Source organism: Paraburkholderia sp., assembly GCF_004298475.1.
Lineage (GTDB): Bacteria > Pseudomonadota > Gammaproteobacteria > Burkholderiales > Burkholderiaceae > Paraburkholderia > Paraburkholderia denitrificans.
The window spans coordinates 55,825-76,967 of sequence record NZ_SCRP01000012.1; the positions used below are offsets into that span (position 1 = coordinate 55,825).

Here is a 21,143-nt window from a genome sequence, read left to right on the forward strand (position 1 = left end):
CGTTGCTCATCAGATTGGCCGAGCGGAGTATCGACTTCGGGGAAGAGCGGCGGTTGAGCACGCAACCGGTCGTGTGGCCGATACCTCGCTCGCTGCCCGCGAGCGCGGGCAGCGTTGAACCCTCACGTCAGAACGTATACGTGATCTTGCCGAATGCCGTGCGTCCGAGCGTGTTGTAACCGAAGGCGGTCACGTATTGCCGGTTGAACAGATTCGAAAGCGAGGCGGACAGCGCGAGATGCGGGTTGATCTGGTACGAGGCGCGCAGGTCGACGGTCGTATACGACGGCAGATAAATCGTGTTGGCCTGGTCGTCGAACGTCGATCCGCCATACAGCACGGAAACGCCGGTGCTGAGCGCGTGCAGGTGCAGTTCGTCCCACATGTGATCGATGCTCAGACTACCCGTCTGCCGCGGACGACGGGGGAGCCAGCTCTGGCCCGTAACGTCCTGCGGATTCAGAATGCTGAAGGAGAGACTCACAGGCGTCGACTTGCCGAGCGAGCCCTTGTACGAGAGGTCGATGCCCTGAATACGCGCCCGCCCAATATTGATGGGTGTGTAGTTCACGAAATCGGATGTGACGAGTGCGATGAGGTCGTGAACGCGGGTCTCGTAGACGGCCGCCGTGAACGTGCCGAACGACGTCGTCGCATCGAGCGCGGCCTCGACCGAGTTGCTGCGCTCAGGCTTAAGGTTCGGATTCGAGAAGCCCGGGTAGAACAGATCGTTGAACGTGGGCAGACGGAAGGCGTTGCCGTAGGAAACGCGTGCGGTGTAGACCGGCGTGATTGCCCAGGCGAGCGAGACGTTGCCCGTGTTGACCGACTGACCCTGCACGATCTCGTGCCGGCCTGCGAGGAACAGCGTCCACGGGCCGAGCGTGGTCGACTGGTGAAGCGACACGGCCGAATCGTTGCGCGCGGGAAGACCGCCCGGGATATCGAACGGCAGGAATGCCTGTTCGCGCGTGAAGTCGTAGGCGAGCTTCGTTTCGCCGGTCAGCGGCTGGCCGAACAGCCTGTGACCCGTCTCCTGATGGGTGATCGACGTCGATGTGGAGAATCGCGTCGAATCGATTTCGTCGTTGGAAATCGACGGGTTTCGCGCGAAGAGGAACTGGCGGTCGTTCGCGAAACCGACTGACTGGTCGAACTGCGTGTACGGCGTGATGTCCAGATGGAACGCAGCGCCGGTCGTCAGTTGATTATCGCGTTGCAGGTCGTTCCCGCCCGAGTTGTCGAACGAAAGCTCGGAGCGGTGATAGAGCGCGAAGGTCGAAATCGACCAGTTATCGCGCGCATAGCCCAGGCGCGCGTCGATGTTCTGCGCGTGATACGGGTTGCGTCCGTCCTCGTGACCGTATGCAAAAGGCCGGGTCGCGTCGATGCCCGCCGTGTTGTAGTCGTGCAGTCCGAGCGAGTAGGTGAGCCCGCCGAGCGCGGACATCGGCCCCGTTGACGGGATCGTGCCCGAGGTGCGCAACTGCGTGTCGAACGTCTTGTTCGAGCCGCCGCCGAACGACGCGATCGTCTGATTCGGCTGGTTCGATGCGTGGCGCGTGAAGAGCTGCACGACGCCGCCAACTGCGTCCGCGCCGAACGAGGCCGCTGCCGGGCCGGAGATGACCTCGACGCGATCGAACGCGGAGGTCGGCAGATCCGCCCATTCGGCCACGCCGGTGGTCACGGAGCCGACGCGTATACCGTCGATGAATACGGCAACCTGATTGCCCGCCGAGCCGCGGATGCTGACCGCAGTGACCGAACCCGGCCCGCCGCTCTGCGAGACGGTGATGCCCGGCAGCGTGGCGAGCGCTTGTGCGATGCCCGGATCGGCGGGAGAAAGACGATCGAGATCCGTACGCGTGAGGACCTGCGTGGTCGCGTAGCGCTGGTCGAACGATTGCGGCAAATGCTGGGCGTCGCCCACGACGAGAATGTCCGGCACGGCGCTTTCCGCGCCCGGCTGCTGCGTTTGCGCAAGCGTTGTGTCGTCCGCAGCCTGGGCGTTTTGCAAGGCGCAGGCGGTGATGGCGGACGTGACGATGAGATGTCGAAACTTCATGAGTGGCTCTTCAAATACGTTTGGGTCTGAATCGGATGCAGCGGCTGGCGCGGGCCTTGCGGCGCGCGCTTCGGCACGTTCGCTCCGATCGGCGACCGGAATGATGCGAGAGTGCGAGTGCGGCTAGAAGCGGGACTAAAAGCGGGGCTTAAAGCAGTGCTAATACGCCTGGTCAGGGGCGCAAGCGGACGAGACAGACGGAATGGATGAGCGAGCGGCTCGTGTGTTTCGAGGGCGCCGGCTGGCGGCGTGGCGATGCGGCATATCCCGCAAGGAGGCGGGTCGAGAATTAACGGACATGTGACAGTTCCTGAGGCCGGGCTGTCCTTGCAACGAGCGACCGCACAGGGCGGTGCTGGCGCATCGGGACACCCCGCCCGGTGCGGCTGCTTGGACCTCGGTTGATGGCAGGTCTCCTGGCTTGCGGGTCGTTGTCCGGTGCCGACCTTCCCGGGTATCCCAGTGGTCGCGCCTGGCACGGACTCGCCGCTTACAGTTGCGGGGGCAGCCGCAGATTCGAAGCGTGCGTGCTTCTACTGCGTTCCCATTTGATCCCTATGGCGGGAACCATCGACGCGAGAGGGTACAGATTCCCGCTCGCCGCCGTCAAGTTTTTGGCTAACAGTTGTTGTAAGTTTGCCCGCGACACTTTGGCTGCACAGCGTCAGCGCCCGTCGGGCAGGAAGCGGCGGGCGGGTCATGCAATCCGCGTGGTCCCGTGTACTTGCCCAGGCTTAAAAGTAAGCGCCGTGCTTAATGACCTGCGTGATTCATCTGGACCGCTTCAATCCTGGAGGCCGGCCTGGGTTATTTCCGTTAAACAATAGTTAAGGTGGTGCAGATCAATCTCGGATTGCGCCGTGAATACGGTGCACCGGCCTGATGCGTTTCGCCGGATCAGGCAGCGGAAAGGGCAGCAGGAGGTCGTTAAGCTGTTGTTAATTATGCGTATCTATAATCACAGACTCTTTCGTTTCGTGTGTGCGCGACACAAGGAGTCTTGCAATGCAATCCAGCCCCCGAAATCTGGTCGAACACGTCGTCAGCAAGGTGCCCGAGGTGACGCTCGGCTTTTGGATCATCAAGATCGCATGCACCACGCTCGGTGAAACGGGTGGCGATTGGGTGACGATGTCGCTCAATCTTGGCTATCTGATCGGCACGCTTATTTTCTTCGTCGCATTCGTCGTGCTGATTTCAGCACAGATCCGTGCGCGCAAGTTTTATCCGTTTCTCTATTGGGCGACTATCGTCGCCACGACGACACTCGGCACGACGCTGGCCGATTTCTGTGATCGCTCGCTCGGTTTGGGTTATCCCGGCGGCGTCTCGATCATCCTTGCATTGCTGGTCGCAAGCCTCGCGATCTGGTACCGCGTGGAGGGCACCGTTTCGGTTGAAAGTGTCGTGACTGCGCGCGTGGAGTGGTTTTACTGGGCCACGATTCTGTTTTCGCAGACGCTCGGCACCGCACTCGGCGATTGGGTTGCCGGAGGCGACCGCGGCGGCCTCGGTCTCGGCTACGAAGTCAGCGCGGCGATCTTCGGTGCCGGACTCGTGATCGTTGGGCTGCTCTGGTTGTGGCCGCGCGTGTCGCGTACAGCGCTGTACTGGGCGGCGTTCGTGCTCACGCGTCCGCTGGGCGCGACGCTCGGCGATCTGCTCGACAAGCCGCTCACGCAAGGCGGCATGCAGTTCAGCCGGTTCTATGCGTCCGGTATCCTGCTTGCCGTCATCCTGGGTTGCATCCTGTTGATCCCGCAGCGCGCCGCGCGTCGTGTGCCCGTGGCCGTGCGAGAACGCTGAGCGGAGGGTGTAAAGGATGGTTCGCACCGGGTGCGTATTGCACACCCGGCGCCGAACCTGGTACGCGCTTTACCCGTAGCGAGTCCGTACTTGGCCCGTTTTCAACCTGCTGCGCCGATCAAGTGCGCGAGCAAGCTGTCGTACCCGGCCACGAGCGCGGGATTTTCGGGCGTATAACGCTTCAGTATGGCGCGCTGACGCCGCGTGTACTCCTGCCAGTCGGCATCATGCTCGCGCAACGCGCGCAGCAGCAAATCGGCCCCTTGTTGCACGTCGTTATCCGGGTAGTAATAACCGAGATCTGGTGCCAGGCTCGCGTTATGAATGAGCGGATAGCCCTGCCAGCACACTTCCAGATAGAAGTAATTGAGCGGGTTTTCCCACTGATGGGAAACGACGACATCGGTCAGCTCGGCGAGGAAGTCCGGTGTGTCGAAGCGCCCGACGAAGCTTGCCTTGCCCGCGCGCACGATCTCGAGATAGTTCATCAACATCACGAATTCCGGGCTTGATTTCGCCAGATGTTCGGCGTTGGTCGCATGTGCGAACGAGATGGCATCGGGCGCGCGACGGAAAACCTCGTCGATGATCAGCATCGGATAGACGCAAAACTTCACCACGTCGTGATTCGGCTCCATCACCGTCACACGCTTCGCGTGCGCGCCGCTCGGCCGGTATGCGCCGTGATGGCGCAAACGTCGCGCGCGTTCCGTGAGGAACATCGGATCCCAGACGAACGGCACGACGCGCCCCGGGCAGCGCCGCAGCGACTGCAGGTACGGTAGTGAAGAGGTCGCGATCTGTGGAATGGCCCAGACCTCGTCGAAATCGCGATTGATGAAGAGCGCGTTCCATAGACGCCGGCCAAACAGCATGGATTCCATCACGTTGATGTACTCGACGCCGCAGCAATAGCTGACGAGCTTCGCGCCGCGCGCCTTCAGGTAGGCGGTCTGTTCGGCGTTGATCTGTCCGCCGAGTTCGATGAGCACGTCGAGCGCATCTTTCACCTCGCCAAACGTACGGGTGTCGTAAGCCGTGCGATCCCACGGCAACGCATCGGTCAACGGGACGTCGGTGGTGTTGACGAGCGTGACGCGATGGCCGTGCGGCGATGCCATCAGCAGCTTCGCGAGAAAGAGCGCGTTCTGCTTGATGCCGTTGATCCACAGGCTTTCGCCGGGTGCGCGCAGGCCGATTGTGATGCCGATTCGAAGGCCGTTCAGTTGGGGAGGGCGGTTCATCGTGGGAATGGACATGAGCGTCAAACCAGGTATGTCCGGACGCGTCGCGATAGAGTGCGAAGGCGGCGCCGGATAGTTCGTCATGCAGATAATGTTGCGCATTCTGCCACGTACGCGACACGTCACATCTCCATATGCGGCCATTACGGCGTACGCCGCATGGCGGCGCTCGAACATCGCGATGTCGTCTTCGGCAATGTCGCGATTTTGCGTGCTGGCTTGCAGTGCACAAAATCCGCCCGAGCGGAACGAATGAACCGAATGCCAGGCGTTTGGCAACGTGTGTCGGCACCATGGAGCCGCCGATCAACCACACGGCCTGAAGAGCCTTGCCAAAAACCCCGTCGTGCACTAAAAAACATCTACCCGGTTCGCATGCTTGCGGGCTGCGCTATCTAAACCCAGGGAATACGCATGAACGAGGACAATCGCATCGCCTTTCTCGTGGCACGAGACGGCGTGAACGCTGCAACGGAATGGGTGCGGCGAACGATGATCATCTATCGCCAGGCGGTGCTGACAAAGGGGCACTACGCGAACGGTCATCAATATCGCCGCGAGTTCATCCTGGCTTATTGCGCCTTCAAGAAGTGGCTTGGCCGTTCGGCGTGAAGATATCGGCGCCGCGCGCGGGAAAACGGCGCGGCGCTGTCATGGAGTGATGCAATCCCCGGTTTTCACGCTTCATGGCTGGCGACTACGCGCTCAGCCAGCTTGGCGTCGTAACTCGAATGGATGTGCACGCGTTTCTTGTCCGGGTAGGCGTAGTGGTACGCCTTGCGCAGGGCAAGCGATGCTTCGTGGAAACCGGAAAGAATCAGCTTCTGTTTGTTCGGATAGGTGGCAATATCGCCTGCCGCAAAGATGCCGGGCACCGAGCTTTCATAGTTCGACGTGTCGACTGCGATTCGTCCGCCCAGCATGTCGATTCCCCAGCCTGCGATCGGACCGAGATCGGAAACGAGCCCGTACAGCACGAGCAGTTGATCGGCGGCGAGATTCACCGAACCGTCGATCTGACGAATCTCGATCGATTCGAGTGCGCTGCCCTGTGCGTTCAGTCCCGCAATCATCCCGAGGACAAAATCCATTTCACGCGCCTCGATCGCGCGGCGCACTTTTTCGACGCTCGAATCCGCTGCGCTAAAACCGTTGCGACGATGGACGAGCGTGACGTGCTGCGCGACTGAGCGAAGTTCCAGTGCCCAGTCGAGTGCGGAGTCGCCTCCGCCCGCTACCACGACTTTCTTCCCGGCGAAATCGGCGAGCCTCGGGACGCTATAGTGCAGCGCGTGCCCTTCGAGCAGCGCGGCTCCCGGCACCTGTAACCGTTGCGGGACAAACGAACCATTGCCGGCGGAGATCAGGATCGCCGCTGCTTCGAACGTGAGACCTTTATCCGTGCGGGCGCGCCATTTTCCGTCTTCGCGGCGCTCGACCGTTTCGATGCGATGGCCGAGATGCATGGGAGGGGAGAATGGTTTGCATTGCTCAACAAGACGGTCGACGAGTTCGCGTGCGGTGCACACCGGAATCGCCGGAATATCGTAAATCGGTTTGTCGGGATACAGCTCGATGCATTGGCCGCCCGCCCGCTCGATGCCATCCACGATTTGACATGAGAGGCCGATTACGCCGGCTTCGAATGCTGCGAACAGGCCGACAGGTCCAGCGCCGATGATCAATACATCGGTGATGATCGGTGCGGTGTTTGTCGGAGAAGTCATAGGTGCTCCTGGTGCAAAACAGTATGCGTCGGTTGGCGATGCACAGTTCTACGATACAGTTGCGCATACGCGCTGGCAATGAAGTCAACACTGGGGGTGGGGGCAACAACGCGCGAATATGACAAGGAATACCGGGCCGCGAACATGGTTTCTCGATGGGAAAAGCGAAAAACGCGGTTGAGGAATTAACCATACGGACGGCATGACTTCTCACTGGAAGCCGGGAACAACATTACTATCCGTGCAAGGAGAAGAAGGAAGGCTTTAATTCAGGCGAGTGCAAGTCAATTGCTAAAGCGGATTCCCAGTGCGGATTTCCAAATCGGATTGCACGACGCATTGCGCTATTCACCTCGCGCGACAAGCGGATTCTCCAACATTGTCATGAGCGTGCGCGCATTGCGCATCGACCCAGTATGCGATGCCTGCCAGAATGGACATGACGCGTCTCCTGCCTTCCTGACAAACCGTAGGCTTGCCTGAAATTTGGCTGAAAGTACCCGTTGTTAGAGTCGTCCAAGGCGTATGGACGCCCGGCGCTCGAATGCGCTCGGGTGCAAGGGCAGATAGGACAAGAGCGAACACTCATGAATCAGGCTCGCGCATTCTGGCTTCTTTTGACGCTGTTGTTTACCACGCCCGTCTGGGCATTCCAGACGGGGGTCGTGTCCATCCCGAGCGTCGCCATGCGGCGTGCGTTCGACGCGACGATCGTGTTGCCCGACGACTACGCGCGCGGCGACCACACACAACGTTATCCGGTGATCTACGTATTGCACGGCTCGGGCGGCGACTATACCGACTGGACTTCGAACGCGCCGATTGGCCGGCTCGCGGACCGGTATCACGTGATTCTCGTGATGCCCGACGGCGGCCATGAAAGCTGGTATATCGACAGTCCCTTCGACCCGCGCAGCCAATACGAGACTTATGTCGGCACCGAAGTGGTGAACTGGATCGATGCACGCTTTCGCACCATCGCGGCCAGGCAGGGCCGCGCGATCACGGGCCTGAGCATGGGCGGCTTCGGTGCGCTGCGTATCGCGCTCGACCGGCCGGGAACATTCGGTGCGGCAGGCAGCATCAGCGGTGCTGTCGATCCGCGCAAGTGCGAAGACGAGCCCGGCATAGACCGCGTATTCGGCGATCCCGCACAGCACGCCGCGTTCTGGAACAGCAATGCGATCGTTGCGAGCGCACGCGAGTTCGAGCGCGACCATATCGATCTGACCATCGATTGCGGCGTGAGCGACGGCTTCGTCACATCGAATCGCACGCTGCACCAGCGGCTCGTCGAACTGGGCGTTCCGCACGACTACGCCGAGCGTCCTGGCGGACACACGTGGTCGTACTGGTCCAATGCCATTCGCTATCAGGTGATGTTCTTCGCCACCTCGTTCAGGCACAACGGCTGGCATCGGCCGTCCGCGCAGGTTTGACGGTTGCGCTTTACTTGCAGCCGCAACATCACGCATCAACTGCGATTGCGAATTAAATCGCAAATTGTGCTGATCGCTTACGGCATCTCACGGCAACTGCACGCGACGCAGCATGGCGATCAATTGCGAACCGGCAAACGGCTTGCGCAGAAAACCGACCACATCGGCGCCCGGCGGCGGCGTGACCACCGCCGACATCAGCACGAGCGGCACGTTGGCCAATTCGCGATTGCGGCGCAATTCCCGCATCAGGGTCAGGCCGTCCATATCGGGCATCATGCAGTCCGATATCACGATGTCGGGCGGCTCGGCGAGCGCGCTGCGCAGCGCGTGCGTGCCGTCCGCGGCCGTCATGACCCGGTAACCCTCCTGACCGATCAATTCCTTTAGCGCATCGAGCGCGTTGACGTCGTCGTCGACGAGCAATACGGTAGCCATAATCCTTTACCCGGGTGACGCGGACCAGACAGCGTCCGTGTTTTCGCATTTCTGCTGCCGGCGCTTGCGCGCATTAATGCGGGCGGGACCCGGCGTTCATCAGATCATACGCAAGCGCCGTTCCCGGCCCGGGCCGGAATGCGATGCGCTCGGGGTTCGATCGAAGATGCGGCGCAGATACTGTTCTGCGGGGGGCAGAGGGAGTAACCGCGCGGTTACCAGCGCAGCAGCTTCGGGCCGAGCCACGCGCCGAGCGCCGCTGGAATCGCCATCCCAAGCAGGTACCAGACCGCCCAGAATGGCGCACTCATTTCGGGGCAATGCAGGCAGTAGGCGAGCGTCGCCGTGGCGCTCGCGAGCAGTCCGCCCGCGAAACCGGCGGTGCGCAGGCGCGTGGGCGCGAGGCCGCGCAGCGCCCAGAAAACGGCGATGAAAGAGGGGACCGAAAGCAGCGTGATATTGAGCGGACACCCGCGCCACGTCTGCCCCATGACGAGCGGCAGGCGCGCGTCGGGTGCGGCGAACCAGAGGAGCGCACCCGCGCCGATCCACACCGCGACCACGGGCCACGCCACGGCAGCCCAGGCCATGCCAGGCGTACCGGCGGGCCGCGCGAGCCGCGTGGTGGCGAAAAGCGCGCCGAGCGCGATGAAGAACGGCAGCGCGAGCTTGATCCAGAAGACCGGCGTGGCGGCCACGGTCGCGAGATCGGGGCGCACGCCAAAGACAAGCGACAGCAGCAGCGTCGAGCCCGCGCCGCCCGCGATCAGCGCTCGGCAGAAGCGGCGGGCGACCACGTGGCGGTCGACCGGCGCAGCACCTGTGGCGAGTAACGAAATGAGATCTTCTGTTTTCATGACGCGTTTTGAAACATTATCGCGAGCGCTTTGAGGCCGCGGTGTACGCCTATTTTCACGGCCGACTCGGAAAGGCCGGTCAATTTCGCCGTTTCCGTCACCGAAAGCCCCTGAAGTTTTACGTGCAGGATCGGCAGACGCTGCCGGTCCGGTAATTGTTCGAGCAACTTGCTCAGATCGCGGCTGGCATCGGCGGCTTCAGTATCGGATGTTGCAAAAATCTCCAGCTCCTCGTCGAGCGGTATTTGCAGCGCCTCACGCCGTGCGCGCGCGCGGAAAAAGTCGGTCAGCTTGTAGCGCGCAATGGCGTGGACCCACGCTGTAAGCGGCTGGTCGCGCCGATACGTGGCTCTTCCGTTGTGTACGGCCAGCAGGATTTCTTGCACCAGATCCTCCACATCGTCCTGCAGCGCGAAAAGACGCTTGCGCAGGAAGCCGCGCAGATGCGCGCTCAGGTCGGCGAGAAATGCCTGATAAGCGGCTGTATCGCCGTCGAGGCCGCGCACGAACAGCGCCCTCAGCCGTTCCTCCGTGCCGCGCGCAAGCTCGCTACCCGTAGTTCGATTCATCGCGAACTCCGGTTACAGCGCAGACGAAACACTATGCGCGTGCGTGCGCAACGCTGCGCGCATCAGCCCGCCAGCTTGTCTGCGAGAACATCGGCGCGGCGGATTTGCGGCGCTTCGGCGAGCAGTTCTGCCGCGTGCGCCATCAGGGCGGCGGCGACCTTGCCGCTCAGATGGGCGTCGCGGCCCGATTCGTCGTCGAAGGCGTCGAAGATTGCGAACGTCCGGGCGTCGAAGCGCGCGCCGAACCATGCGCGCGTGGCGGGTTCCGCATCGACCAGCGGCTTTGCGCCGGCGAGGAAGGCGGCCAGCGCGTCCTCTTTGCCGGGACGGGCTTTCAGCTCGACGTATAACGCGTAGCGGGTCATGACGATGCTCCGGTGGCCGGGAAGAGATCCCTGTTTATAGTCGCGGCCCTGGGCGTCGTTCGTCAAGCACGGGCTGCGCGGTTTGCTTTCCGATGGCTTTCGGTCATTACGCGGTGTGTGACGTGCTGCGCGTCCGTACGTCTATTCGTCCGGCAGGGGGTTTCGGTTACAGCCAACGGCAAAAAAATATTGCGTCGAAAAAGCGCATCGCGCTGTAACCGCTGGGTGGGCAGCCTCGTATTTACAGGCAGATCGCTCGCGCATCGATAAAGAAGGCGATAACGATCTGAATACTGTTCTTTTTAAACCAATCGAGGCTATATCATGAGCACTCTTAAATTGTCCGCAGCAGCAATAATTCTTGCCACGCTTGCAAGCGGCGCGAGCGCTGCCCAGGCTCAGGGTAGCAGCGTGGAAAAGTGTTACGGCGTTGCGATGGCCGGCCACAACGACTGCAAGGCGGGGGCGGGAACGACCTGCGCCGGCTCGCAAAAGATGGACTACGACGGCATTCACTGGAAGAACGTGCCGACGGGAACCTGCACGTCGATCCAGACGCCGAAGGGCCACGGTTCGCTTACGCCGCTGGAATCCTGATGCGCACGGCCGCCCGACCATCATGAATACGCCATCCGAATGCGGCGCCGGACTCGGCCTCAAGCCGCAGCATTACGACGATGCGCTCAACTGCGATGCGCGTGGCTTGTGGTTCGAAGTCCATCCGGAAAACTACATGGTTGCGGGCGGCCCCCGTCTCGCGTGGCTCGACGCGATACGCGAGCGGCACGCATTGTCGCTGCACGGCGTGTCGATGTCGCTTGCCGCCGACCGCGCGCCGGACGCGGCGAATCTGCATCGCTTGCGTGAGCTTGCGAGGCGTGTGCAGCCCGCGTGGGTGTCCGAGCATCTGGCGTGGTCGGCGTGGGGCGGGCACTATCATCCGGATCTGCTGCCGTTCCCGCGTAACGGTGCGGCGCTCTCGCGCATCGCGGCGAACATCGCGTGCCTGCAGGACACGCTGGGGCAGCGCATTGCCATTGAAAATCCGTCGCACTATCTGCGCGTCGAAGGTCATGAGTGGAGCGAGCAGGCCTTTCTCGCCGAACTGGTGCGGCGCACAGGCTGCGCGTTGCTGCTCGACGTGAACAACGTGTATGTGAGCGCATGCAACATGAGTTTCGATGCGAAGGCATGGCTCGATGCATTCCCGGGCGAATTTGTAATCGAAATCCACCTTGCGGGACATAGCGTCGATACGCAGACGCAGCCGCCACTCCTGATCGACTCGCATGACGCACCCGTCGATGACGCCGTATGGGCGCTCTACCGGCATGTGATCGCGCGTTTCGGTGCGCGGCCCACGCTGATCGAGCGCGACGATCGCATCCCCGCATTCTCGGAGTTACTCGCCGAGCGCGGGCGCGCCCAGGCGATTCTGGATGTTGCGGAGGTGACGGTATGAACACCTCGCTTGCTGCGTTCCAGGATAGTTTTATTCGTGCGCTGTATGGCGCGTCGGAAAGCGATCCGCGTGTGGCGGCGGTGGCCGCTCAACCGGGCTTTGCCGTGTATCGCAATACCGTGTTCAAGGGCTGCGTGGATGCCTTGCAGGCGAATTTTCCGTCCGTGCAGCGGCTCGTCGGCGTGGACTGGTTTCGTGCAGTGGCCCTTGCTTATGCGCGCGCCACGCCGCCCGACGACGCGCGTCTCTTGCTATACGGCGCGACCTTTCCGGCGTTTCTCGAAGCGTTCGAACCCGCGAGCACACTGACTTATCTGCCCGGCGTGGCGCGTCTCGACCGCTTGTGGATCGAGTCGCATGTTGCGCCCGATTTCGTGTCCGAAGTTGGGTCCGAAAACACGACACGGCGCGCCGCAGAAGTCGCGCGTCTTTCACCCGGCGCGTTCTTGCGGAGCGTCCTGCTTCCGAACGCGACTGCACGCTGGGCATGGTTCGACGCGCAACCGGTCTACACGATCTGGCGCGCGAATCGGGAAGAAGTGGCGCTGCCCGATGCACTCGACTGGCGCGGCGAGGGTGCATTGCTGCTGCGCGCAGGCGGACGCGTGACGTGGCGCCAGGTGAGCGAGGGAACCTGTGCGCTGCTCGACGCCTGCGCTGCTGGCGTGACGTTCGGGAATGCAATGGAACGCGCACTTGAGGTCGAACCGGATCTCGATCTTGTGAGCATCACGGCCACGTTGTTTGCCGACGGCGCGATCAGTGCAGCCGTCGCCGGTCCGGACATCGGATTTCACGAAATACACGGAGACTGAAATGGACACGACCCGCAGCGCCGCGGCTTCGCCGCTCTCGCATCTGCGTGCAGGCTGGAATGCCGCCGCCGATCTGGCCAGCCGCATCATCGGTCACTCGCTACTGGCGTTGATTTGCCGCTTTTCGATCGCAGCGATCTTTTTCATGTCGGGCCGCACGAAAGTGAGCGGCTTGCTGACGATCACGCAGGGCACCTACGAACTCTTTCGGAACGAATACAGGATTCCGCTCATCGCGCCGGAACTGGCCGCACATATCGCAGCTTATTCGGAGCACTTCTTTCCGCTGTTGCTCGTGCTCGGACTTTTCACACGCGGTGCGGCGCTCGCGTTGCTCGGCATGACAACCGTAATCGAAGTGTTCGTCTATCCGGATGCATGGCCAACGCATCTCTCGTGGGCCGGTTTGCTGCTCTATATGATCGCGCGTGGTGGCGGCAGGCTGTCGTTGGATCGGGTGCTGGGTATCAAATAGGGAGGTGTTGAATTGAAGGGAGCCGTGGCTTGAACACATATCGACATGCAATGCTAATTTATCTATTGGAAAGCAAACATTCATTTTGTCTGGTTCAGGAAGGATGCGTTTCACGCACGTCGCTTCAAACCTGATCGCCCGGCACCGCATATTATGCGCAATGTATCGTTCGGTGCCCGAATTCATGGTGTGTGCGCCGCATCACGTTATTTCCAGATTCAGTAAGCATAGTTAACGCCGCCAGGCCCGTCCTGGCGCGATTTTTTGGCCGATAATCGTCGCACTTGCGTCTCGCGCGTCGGACAGCGTTCTACGCGGAACGTCTCACCTCGCGGATAACCGGCGCAGCCATTTCAGCGCGCCCGTCGTATCGACCGGGCGCCCCTTCCTTCATCAATATTGGCGATCACGCGAGGCGGAAGTCGTGCGGGTGTCGGGGCGTCCATTGATGGTGGCCAACGGCCGCAAACCAGATCAGCGCCGTTTTCGCGTGGCCGGGAAGGCCTTATGAAGCGGCTGTGCGGTCTTGCGCACACCTGCGCATTGCTGCCGCACACATTGCCCCCGTCCGCTGTGCATTCTGATGACCGTGTTCGCCGGTCATCGCTCCAACCGTTTTTATCTGCCCGTGATTATGACGTCAGCATCATGCCGATCGTGCATGACGCAGTTGCACGGGCATTTTTCCGGCCGGCCATTCCCAGGTATCGCTAACGGAGCGAATTACCCGGAGGGCGGCCTTTAACCACGAGGAGCATCAAATGAAACTTCGCAGCAACTGGCGCAGCGCCCAAAACAATGACGCCGCATTGCCGGCCATTCTCGCAGCGCGCGTCGACCGCTATTACCGGGAGCGCGTGCAGGAGCACTGGGCGGGCGGGCACATCATGATGGGGCGCGAGCCGGGAAACGATGCATTACATCTGTCGAGCAACGACTATCTTTCGATCGCGCGCCATCCCGCGATTCTCGACGCGGTGTGTGCGAATATCCGCGCAGAGGGCAATGGTCTGCTGATGTCCGGCATTTTCCTGCACGGCGACGCGTGTCCGCAGCTTCAACTGGAAGACCGGTTCGCCGCCTATATGGGCGCGGAAGCCGGCGTGCTGTGCCAGTCGGGATTCGCGGCCAATACGGGGCTGATCCAGTCGATTGCCGACGCACAGACGCCGGTCTACGTCGACATGATGGCGCACATGTCGCTTTGGGAGGGCATTCGCAGTGCCGGTGCGCGCGCAATCAGTTTTCTGCATAACGATGTCGATCACCTCGAACAACGCATCGAGCGCAATGGCCCGGGCGTCGTGATTGTCGATTCGGTGTACAGCACGAATGGCAGCGTGGCGCCGCTCGCCGCCATTGCCGATGTTTGCGCGGAACACGATTGCGTGCTCGTGGTAGACGAATCTCATTCGCTCGGCACGCACGGGCCGCACGGCGCTGGACTCGTTGTCGAGCTGGGCCTGACCGATCGCGTCCATTTCCGTACGGCGAGCCTCGCCAAAGCGTTTGCAGGCCGCGCAGGGTTCATTAGTTGTTCGCGTCGCTTTCAGGAGTACTTCAAATTCGAGGCGCTGCCCGCGATTTTCAGTTCGACGCTGTTGCCGCACGAAGTGGCGGGACTCGCGGCCACGCTCGACGTGATCGAACGGGAAGACTGGCGCCGCATGCGGCTTGCCGCGAACGCACGCTACCTGCGCGCGCGGCTCACTGAACTCGGCTACAACCTCAACGGCAGCGAGACACAGATCATCGCGCTGGAAGCGGGCCCTGAGCAGCAGACCATCGTGCTGCGCGACGCGCTCGAAGCACGAGGTATCTTCGGCTCGGTGTTTTGCGCACCCGCGACGGCGCAGAACCGCTCGCTTGTGCGGATTTCGGTGAATGCCGCGCTGACCGATCAGGAACTGGAACGCTTCGTCGATGCGTGCGACGAAATGCGCGACGAGGTGGACATGCGGAACTGGCCGTCCACGCGACGCGCGGCTGGGCGCGGCGCGGCCAGCGCCCGGGTGCGTCAGGTGCAACCCGTGGCAGAGCGGGCGACGGCTTGACGAAGGCGCGGCGTGAGGCCGCGCGATGCGTGTCTCACGCCGCCGGGACTTCGCCGTCCAGCTCGCGCAGATACGTTTCGTAGGGGAGGATTGCATCGAGCGCCAGCCCGGCCGGCTGCTTGATGACCGTGTAGATATAGCGGCGCTCGCCCTGGAAAACCGAAGCCGGGTGCATGTAGGGCTGCCACTCGTCGCATTGCGCCGGGTAGTGGCCCTCGGTTTGCCAGAAATAGGGCAGCTTGCGGTGGCTGTCGAGCTCCTCGAAAAAGCTCGACGGCGCGCCTTGCTCGACGGCGATTTCACGCACGCCGCGCAGCGTCTCGTCCGTGTGGATCACCAGCAGGTACGCCGTGCCCGCTTCGTCGAACATCAAGAGCCCGTGGGGCTGATACGAAAGATAGTGTTCAACGATGCCGAGGCTTTCAAAGAGGCCGCTGACGTGCGCTGCGAGTGCGCCGTCCTTCAGGAATCCATACTCGGAGACCGAGAGCGCGTCGCGCACGGATGCGCCCGCCCAGTCGAGGTACGCGTCCTGCATATCGCGGATCGCGTGGTTCAGTGTTTCGACGGCGTCGACCTCATGCTTGCGGATAAAGCGGTCGATGATGCCTTCGTTGAAACTGCGTACCGCCACGTGTTCGTCGGCTTTGCCGGTGAGCATGATTTTCTTCACGGCGGGGTTGGCGATGCTCCGGCAGAAATCCAGTCCGTTCGGTTCGGGCATGTCGTAATCGACCACCACGACCGAAACCGAATCGAAGCGGGCGGGTTCGTGCACGAGACTGCGGATCGCATCCACGCGCATGGCGACGACCTGCTGAGCGTCGTTTTCTTCGGTGCGGTCGTGATACGGGCTGAAAATGAGTTCCGTGCCCTGTTCGTGCGCGGGGCGCTCATTCAGGAACTTCAGTGCCTGAGTGGATGAATTGAACATCCGGAATGCCAGCCGCGGATCAAGCTGCAGGCTCAGGTTCGACAAAAATGACGCGCTATCGTCGACAAAGGCGACGGTGGTCGGGTACGCGAACGGCTTGATGGCTTTCATCATGGCGCTGGGAAAGTCAAAACGAACTCGGTGTACTCGCCTCGCACCGAAGAACAGGTAATGGCTCCTCCGATGGCTTGCATGACGTCGTAGCAAAAGGCGAGTCCAATTCCTGCTCCGAGCGAGACATCGTCGGTGGCAGTTGCCGAAGTATAAAAGCGGGTGAAGATATGCGGCAAGATATCTGGCGCAATCCCTGAGCCGGTATCGCTGAAAATCAACCGATTTGCACGTGGCCCCGTTTCGAGGCGAATGGAAATATATGCATCGTCAATACCGCCCATATGGCGGAACGCGTTTTTCAACAAATTAAAAAGAACGTGGACGGTCAGCATTTCCGAGCCGCGAAACGAGAAATCGGGACGTAGATTGCACTGCACGCGGCGCCGGTCGCCCTCTCTGAACGGATAGCGCGAGAGCGCCGTTTCCACGCAATGCGCGATTGAACACATTGTTGCGTTTTGCATGTTTCCGCCTGTGAAGCGCGCGGTGGCAAGCAGCATGTCGATGATCGCGTTCGAATAAAGCGCTTCCTGTTCGATGCGGCCCACCACGCCCTGGAGCGAGCGCAGATGCGCCGTGCGGATGCGCGGCACGGGCAAGAGATGGCGTTGCGCAAGCTGGTACGTTTCGAGGAGGCCGGGCAGGAAGCGCATGAGGCCTGCGGCGCCCACGCGGATCGCCACAAGCGGCGTGCGCAGTTCGTGCGCCACGCTGCCTGCGGTGGCGAGCATGGCACGCTCCTGTTCGACCTGGATGCGCTCCTGATCGTAGTTCGCCGCTGCGCCGATTGCCACGGCGAACGAAAAGATCGTGAGGTGGGTGAGGTAATTCGCGCCAAAGTCGACGGGATGGCTGGTCAGGCTATAGGCGAGCATGGCGAGGCCGATGCCGACCACGAACTGCAGCACGAGCATGAGCCAGTCGTGAATCAGCACCATCACGAATGCCGCGATCAGCGCGCTTTCCACCCACACCTGATTGCCGTTGTTCTTGAGCAGCATGAACGTGAAAAAGAACGGCAGCGCAAAGAGGGTGACGCTGTACCAGTACCACGGCAGCAGTTTCTTCGCGGCGGCGGGCCACCGGTCAAACGCGATCACGGGCAGGAACAGCGCGGAGCCGAGCAGGCGCAGCGGGAGATTCTCGTACGGCTGCGGGAAGAGGACTTTCCAGACGTAGTAGTAAAGCGGGAAGCCGATCACCGCCACCAGCGCGAACGGCTGCAATCTCCGTTTTGCATACTGCAGGTTGCGCACCGCGGGCGCGAAGGCTTGCCGGATGCGCGGGCGTATCGACGCCGCTGTGCGCCGCATCCACGTGCGCGGCGAAGTTCTCGGTGCATCCATCTGGGTCAAATCGCTCATGGTTGAAACCGGCGCGCGTGCGCCGCCAGATGATGGGCGCTGCGTCACACGCGGGCGCCAGCCAGTGCAGACAATATCACCAATGCGTAGTGCTCACCCAGTGTTTACGGCATTTAGCCGCCCTGAGATTAGCCCTGATATTTCGCGTTCGATTCACGGTGCATGAATGGCGGAAATCGCGCGTTGCCGCTGTTCGAGCACGAATTGCGCAATGGCGTCGTCAAGCGGTTCCGGAGCATCGCGATGCGGCGAGTGGCCGCCTTGTGCGAGCGCCTGTACACGTGCATGCGGCACTGCGTCACCAATGGCATCGATCTGCGCCAACGTGCCGTAGTGGTCGTCGATGGCTTGCACCACGAGTAGCGGCGCGCGGATCGTGCCGAGCTGATCGACGATATTCCACGATCGGAAAGCCGGACTCAGCCAGATATCGCTCCAGCCGTAGAACGCCGAATCGACATCGTCGTGATAGCGCGCAAGCTTGTCGCGAAGGCTGGTCGTTGCGTACGCAAGTTTCGTTTCGGCGATACCCTCGATCGAGATGTCTTCCACGAAAACGTGCGGCGCGATCACCACGGCTGCGCCGAGCGCATGCGGGAAAAACGCGGCGTAAAGCAGCGCGATCGTCCCGCCGTCGCTATGGCCGATGAGCCACATGCGTTCGCGCTGCGCAGCGCTCACGCCGAGCGCGTCGAGCAGCGCAGGCAGGACGTCGCGGGCCTGATGCGACAGATAATCGACAGGCCACTTCACATCGTGCGGACGCGGCGTCGAGCGCCCATATCCGGGGCGCGACCAGACGAGCCCGCGCATGCCGAGACGCTCGCAAAGCGCCTGTGGCCAGTCTTTCCACATCGCGATCGAGCCGAGCCCTTCGTGCAGGAAGACGGCGAGCGGCGCGTCCGCGCGTTCGACGCCGATCCAGCGGTATTCGATGGAAAGGGCGCTACGCGTCGCAGTGGCGGGAAGTTCGGCAAATTCGCTCGGATTCATGGCTTCAACGGTGCGGCTTTTACGGCTCGCGCAGACGGAATCGCTGGATTTTACCTTTTGCGGTCTTCGGCTGGCTGACGGTGATTGGAGGGCAACCGAACGGCGCGGCGGGCGAGTTAAATAGCTGACTAGATGCGCACGCATCGAACTTGTTCAGGTCATTCGGATAGCGGATTAACGACCTGAATAGATTGACTGGAAATCGTCCAGGGTTCTTGCCTGCGGCGGGCTGAAATGTATTTGCGCACGATCGTTCGCGAAGCGGTAGGATGTGCGAATGGCGGAGGTGACCGCCGTCATATCGCATGGAATATCTGTGAAATTGCGCCTACCCGATGGAGACACGATTCAATGAATCTCGTAGCAGAATTACCGCCCGGCCTGACCGGGCTCGAACAGTTGCAGCACATGATCCAGCATGGCGGGCGCGCGCCGATTGGCGACACGCTCGACTTCCACCTCGTCGAAGTCGAAGCTGGGCGCGTCGTATTCGAAGGCACGCCGGGGCTGCACGCCTATAACCCCATCGGTACGGTGCATGGCGGCTACGCCGCCACGCTGCTCGACTCCGCATGCGGTTGCGCGGGACATTCGCGGCTCGGTGCGGCACAGGGCTACACGACGCTCGAACTGAAAGTGTCGTATCACCGTGCGATGACGGTCGATACCGGGCCGGTGCGCGCGGAAGGCCGCGTGATTACGATTGGCCGTCGCGCAGCCTTCACCGAAGCCACGATCACCGACAAGGCCGGCAAGGTCTACGCAACGGCCACGTCCACGCTGCTCGTCTTCGAGCGCTAATGCGCCGACGTTGCTAGACCTCTTTCGTATCGAACAGCAGGAGGTCGGCGCCCGCGTCTGCAAAGTTGCCGACGTCGCGTGCTGCCGCCTGGCCTTCGGGCGAGCCAAGACCGGCACCCAGGGCTTCGAAGCTGTCGAACTCCAGCACGGCTGCGAGGTGGTACGACGAGGGGCCCTGCGGCGTCGTCACCGGGCCCGTGCTGATCTCGTAGCGCGCGAGCCCGGGGATCTGCTTTGCGAGCGGTACATGCTTCGCCATGTAGTAGGCGTCGAATGCGACGGGATCTGCAGGCGTTTTGTAGAGCACGACGAGTTTGGCCATGGCGATATCTCCTGAGTCGATGGACGAGGACTGCACGCGCGGAAACGCAATTCACCGCGCTTCACTGCAATTCGCCGCGCTTTCCGCGCCGCTGGAATTAAACGGCGTCGCGCGCCTTGTCCTCGATGAGGCGCACGAGTGTGTGGAGCAGCCGGTTTGCAGGCGTGGGCACGCCAAGCGCCGTGCCGCGCCGTACGACGAATCCGTTGAGGTGGTCGATTTCGCTGCGCTTGCCGCGCGCAAGATCCTGCGCGGTGGATGAGTATTGCCCCGGCATGGTTTCTGCAATGCGACGTACGGCGACGTCGATATCGGGCGGCAGTTCGACGTCATCGGCTTGCGCGAGCGCGACGCATTCGGCCACCACGTCGCGCATCGAATCGCGCACGCCTTCGCCCTCGACGAGCCGCCCATAAGGCAACTGCGAAATTGCCGAAAGCGCGTTGTACGCGCAGTTGAGGATCAACTTGGCCCACAATGCACCGCGCACGTTATCGGAAATCTCGACGGGAATCTGTGCGGCGGCCAGCGTTTGCGCGACGGCCTCGCTGTGTGGCGAAGGTTCGATCACGAGTTCGCCGCGTCCGTGATGGCGCACGTGGCCGGGGCCGGCCATTTCGGTGGCGACGTAGACGACCGCCGCCGCCACGTCCTGAGCGACCACGCCGCGCAGGCGCTCGGCGTTGTCGACGCCGTTTTGCAGCGTGAGCACGAGCGCATCGGCGGCGAGGTGGGGTTTGATGGAAGCGCCTGCGCTTTCGGTGTCGGTCGACTTCACGCAGAACAGCACGAGTTGCGCGCCGGCAACGGCGGCGGGGTCCGTGCTGGCCGTTAGGTGCGGGGGGCCAATGCGTTCGTCGAACTGCTGGGTCTCGAGGCGCAGACCTTCGTGTGCGATGACGTCCACGTGCTGCGAACGGCCGATCAGCACGACGTCGTGTCCCGCGCGCGCCAGCATGCCGCCGTAATAACAGCCCACCGCGCCCGCGCCCATGACTGCAACTTTCATACTTGTTTCTCCAATCCGGGGTCTCTCTATTGCATTGATCTACGCTGGCGCGCTCGCAGTGGCGGCTGTGCACTCATGCGTGCCCGCGCCTTCGCCAGGCGACGTATGGTACATGATGCCGCACCCGCGTTTTAGCGCGCGCCCGCGTGGCTGCCGGATTGCCATGGCGCACGATTCTCCGGTCCGATCTAACAGTGTCTTCGCGGAGCGCCCATTTATCCGGGCGCGTTACCTCCCTAAACTTTCTTCAACGGATGCAGAAAAGCACTGCACCGGTATCTGGAATT

The 21,143-nt window shown here is 61.9% G+C and carries 21 protein-coding genes and 1 riboswitch; of the genes, 9 read left to right on the top strand and 12 right to left on the bottom strand.

What is annotated here, in order from left to right; all coding sequences use genetic code 11:
* Positions 1 to 127: 127 nt before the first annotated feature.
* A complete protein-coding gene (locus EPN59_RS07270; RefSeq protein WP_293033934.1) occupies positions 128 to 2,068 on the bottom strand; it encodes a TonB-dependent receptor in 1,941 nt (646 codons plus the stop codon).
* Positions 2,069 to 2,456: 388 nt separating this feature from the next.
* Positions 2,457 to 2,655, bottom strand: a riboswitch (cobalamin riboswitch).
* 418 nt (positions 2,656 to 3,073) lie between these two features.
* Between EPN59_RS07270 and EPN59_RS07275 the strand changes: the two genes are divergently transcribed.
* Complete coding sequence (locus tag EPN59_RS07275; protein ID WP_293043065.1) at positions 3,074 to 3,874, top strand: hypothetical protein; 801 nt, start codon at positions 3,074 to 3,076, stop codon at positions 3,872 to 3,874.
* A 101-nt stretch (positions 3,875 to 3,975) separates the two neighbouring features.
* Here EPN59_RS07275 and EPN59_RS07280 read toward each other — a convergent pair whose 3' ends face one another.
* Positions 3,976 to 5,133: a DUF2827 domain-containing protein gene (locus tag EPN59_RS07280; protein ID WP_293043063.1), complete on the bottom strand. Its 1,158-nt coding sequence runs from the start codon at positions 5,131 to 5,133 to the stop codon at positions 3,976 to 3,978.
* Positions 5,134 to 5,532: 399 nt separating this feature from the next.
* Here EPN59_RS07280 and EPN59_RS07285 point away from each other — a divergent pair, with 399 nt between their 5' ends.
* Positions 5,533 to 5,730, top strand: coding sequence for a hypothetical protein (locus EPN59_RS07285; protein ID WP_293043060.1), 198 nt, complete (start codon positions 5,533 to 5,535; stop codon positions 5,728 to 5,730).
* Positions 5,731 to 5,795: 65 nt separating this feature from the next.
* Here the strand turns inward: EPN59_RS07285 and EPN59_RS07290 are convergent, their stop codons facing one another.
* Positions 5,796 to 6,845 (bottom strand): NAD(P)/FAD-dependent oxidoreductase, encoded by a 1,050-nt coding sequence (locus tag EPN59_RS07290; protein ID WP_293043057.1) that lies wholly within the window; start codon positions 6,843 to 6,845, stop codon positions 5,796 to 5,798.
* 587 nt (positions 6,846 to 7,432) lie between these two features.
* Between EPN59_RS07290 and EPN59_RS07295 the strand changes: the two genes are divergently transcribed.
* Positions 7,433 to 8,284, top strand: coding sequence for an alpha/beta hydrolase family protein (locus EPN59_RS07295; RefSeq protein ID WP_293045786.1), 852 nt, complete (start codon positions 7,433 to 7,435; stop codon positions 8,282 to 8,284).
* An 87-nt stretch (positions 8,285 to 8,371) separates the two neighbouring features.
* Here the strand turns inward: EPN59_RS07295 and EPN59_RS07300 are convergent, their stop codons facing one another.
* The 4 genes from EPN59_RS07300 to EPN59_RS07315 form a co-directional block, all read right to left on the bottom strand.
* Positions 8,372 to 8,722 carry a response regulator gene (locus EPN59_RS07300; RefSeq protein ID WP_293043052.1) on the bottom strand — a complete coding sequence of 117 codons (351 nt, stop codon included), beginning with the start codon at positions 8,720 to 8,722 and terminating at the stop codon, positions 8,372 to 8,374.
* A gap of 215 nt (positions 8,723 to 8,937) precedes the next feature.
* The gene (locus EPN59_RS07305; protein WP_293043049.1) at positions 8,938 to 9,579 is read right to left on the bottom strand and encodes a DUF1109 domain-containing protein; all 642 of its coding nucleotides are present in this window, start codon (positions 9,577 to 9,579) and stop codon (positions 8,938 to 8,940) included.
* A complete protein-coding gene (locus EPN59_RS07310; protein ID WP_293043047.1) occupies positions 9,576 to 10,148 on the bottom strand; it encodes a sigma-70 family RNA polymerase sigma factor in 573 nt (190 codons plus the stop codon). Before EPN59_RS07310 ends, EPN59_RS07305 begins: the two co-directional genes overlap by 4 nt.
* Positions 10,149 to 10,210: 62 nt before the next feature.
* Complete coding sequence (locus EPN59_RS07315; RefSeq protein WP_293043044.1) at positions 10,211 to 10,513, bottom strand: antibiotic biosynthesis monooxygenase; 303 nt, start codon at positions 10,511 to 10,513, stop codon at positions 10,211 to 10,213.
* A 324-nt stretch (positions 10,514 to 10,837) separates the two neighbouring features.
* On the opposite strand from EPN59_RS07315, the gene EPN59_RS07320 reads away from it, so the two are divergent.
* The 5 genes from EPN59_RS07320 to cqsA all read left to right on the top strand — a co-directional run bounded on the left by EPN59_RS07320 (position 10,838) and on the right by cqsA (position 15,319).
* Positions 10,838 to 11,110: a DUF2282 domain-containing protein gene (locus tag EPN59_RS07320; protein ID WP_293043042.1), complete on the top strand. Its 273-nt coding sequence runs from the start codon at positions 10,838 to 10,840 to the stop codon at positions 11,108 to 11,110.
* 22 nt (positions 11,111 to 11,132) lie between these two features.
* On the top strand, positions 11,133 to 11,975 hold the full coding sequence (locus EPN59_RS07325) for a DUF692 domain-containing protein (protein WP_293043040.1): 843 nt from the start codon (positions 11,133 to 11,135) through the stop codon (positions 11,973 to 11,975).
* Entirely contained in the window at positions 11,972 to 12,790 is an 819-nt protein-coding gene (locus EPN59_RS07330; protein ID WP_293043037.1) for a DNA-binding domain-containing protein, read from the top strand. The genes EPN59_RS07325 and EPN59_RS07330 overlap by 4 nt, the downstream gene beginning before the upstream one ends.
* A gap of 1 nt (position 12,791) precedes the next feature.
* Positions 12,792 to 13,265, top strand: coding sequence for a DoxX family protein (locus EPN59_RS07335; RefSeq protein ID WP_293043035.1), 474 nt, complete (start codon positions 12,792 to 12,794; stop codon positions 13,263 to 13,265).
* 761 nt (positions 13,266 to 14,026) lie between these two features.
* Positions 14,027 to 15,319 (top strand): alpha-hydroxyketone-type quorum-sensing autoinducer synthase, encoded by a 1,293-nt coding sequence (cqsA, locus tag EPN59_RS07340; protein WP_293043032.1) that lies wholly within the window; start codon positions 14,027 to 14,029, stop codon positions 15,317 to 15,319.
* Between the two features lie 34 nt (positions 15,320 to 15,353).
* Here the strand turns inward: cqsA and EPN59_RS07345 are convergent, their stop codons facing one another.
* From EPN59_RS07345 to EPN59_RS07355, 3 genes are all read right to left on the bottom strand, one after another.
* Complete coding sequence (locus EPN59_RS07345) at positions 15,354 to 16,367, bottom strand: response regulator (protein ID WP_293043030.1); 1,014 nt, start codon at positions 16,365 to 16,367, stop codon at positions 15,354 to 15,356.
* Entirely contained in the window at positions 16,364 to 17,731 is a 1,368-nt protein-coding gene (locus tag EPN59_RS07350; RefSeq protein WP_293043027.1) for a HAMP domain-containing sensor histidine kinase, read from the bottom strand. Before EPN59_RS07350 ends, EPN59_RS07345 begins: the two co-directional genes overlap by 4 nt.
* 153 nt (positions 17,732 to 17,884) lie before the next feature.
* Positions 17,885 to 18,724, bottom strand: coding sequence for an alpha/beta fold hydrolase (locus tag EPN59_RS07355; RefSeq protein WP_293043024.1), 840 nt, complete (start codon positions 18,722 to 18,724; stop codon positions 17,885 to 17,887).
* Between the two features lie 351 nt (positions 18,725 to 19,075).
* Here EPN59_RS07355 and EPN59_RS07360 point away from each other — a divergent pair, with 351 nt between their 5' ends.
* The gene (locus EPN59_RS07360) at positions 19,076 to 19,525 is read left to right on the top strand and encodes a PaaI family thioesterase (RefSeq protein ID WP_293043021.1); all 450 of its coding nucleotides are present in this window, start codon (positions 19,076 to 19,078) and stop codon (positions 19,523 to 19,525) included.
* Positions 19,526 to 19,538: 13 nt separating this feature from the next.
* Here EPN59_RS07360 and EPN59_RS07365 read toward each other — a convergent pair whose 3' ends face one another.
* Both EPN59_RS07365 and EPN59_RS07370 read right to left on the bottom strand, forming a co-directional pair.
* On the bottom strand, positions 19,539 to 19,847 hold the full coding sequence (locus EPN59_RS07365) for an EthD family reductase (protein ID WP_293043018.1): 309 nt from the start codon (positions 19,845 to 19,847) through the stop codon (positions 19,539 to 19,541).
* A gap of 97 nt (positions 19,848 to 19,944) precedes the next feature.
* On the bottom strand, positions 19,945 to 20,856 hold the full coding sequence (locus tag EPN59_RS07370; protein ID WP_293043015.1) for a 2-dehydropantoate 2-reductase: 912 nt from the start codon (positions 20,854 to 20,856) through the stop codon (positions 19,945 to 19,947).
* Positions 20,857 to 21,143: the final 287 nt, after the last annotated feature.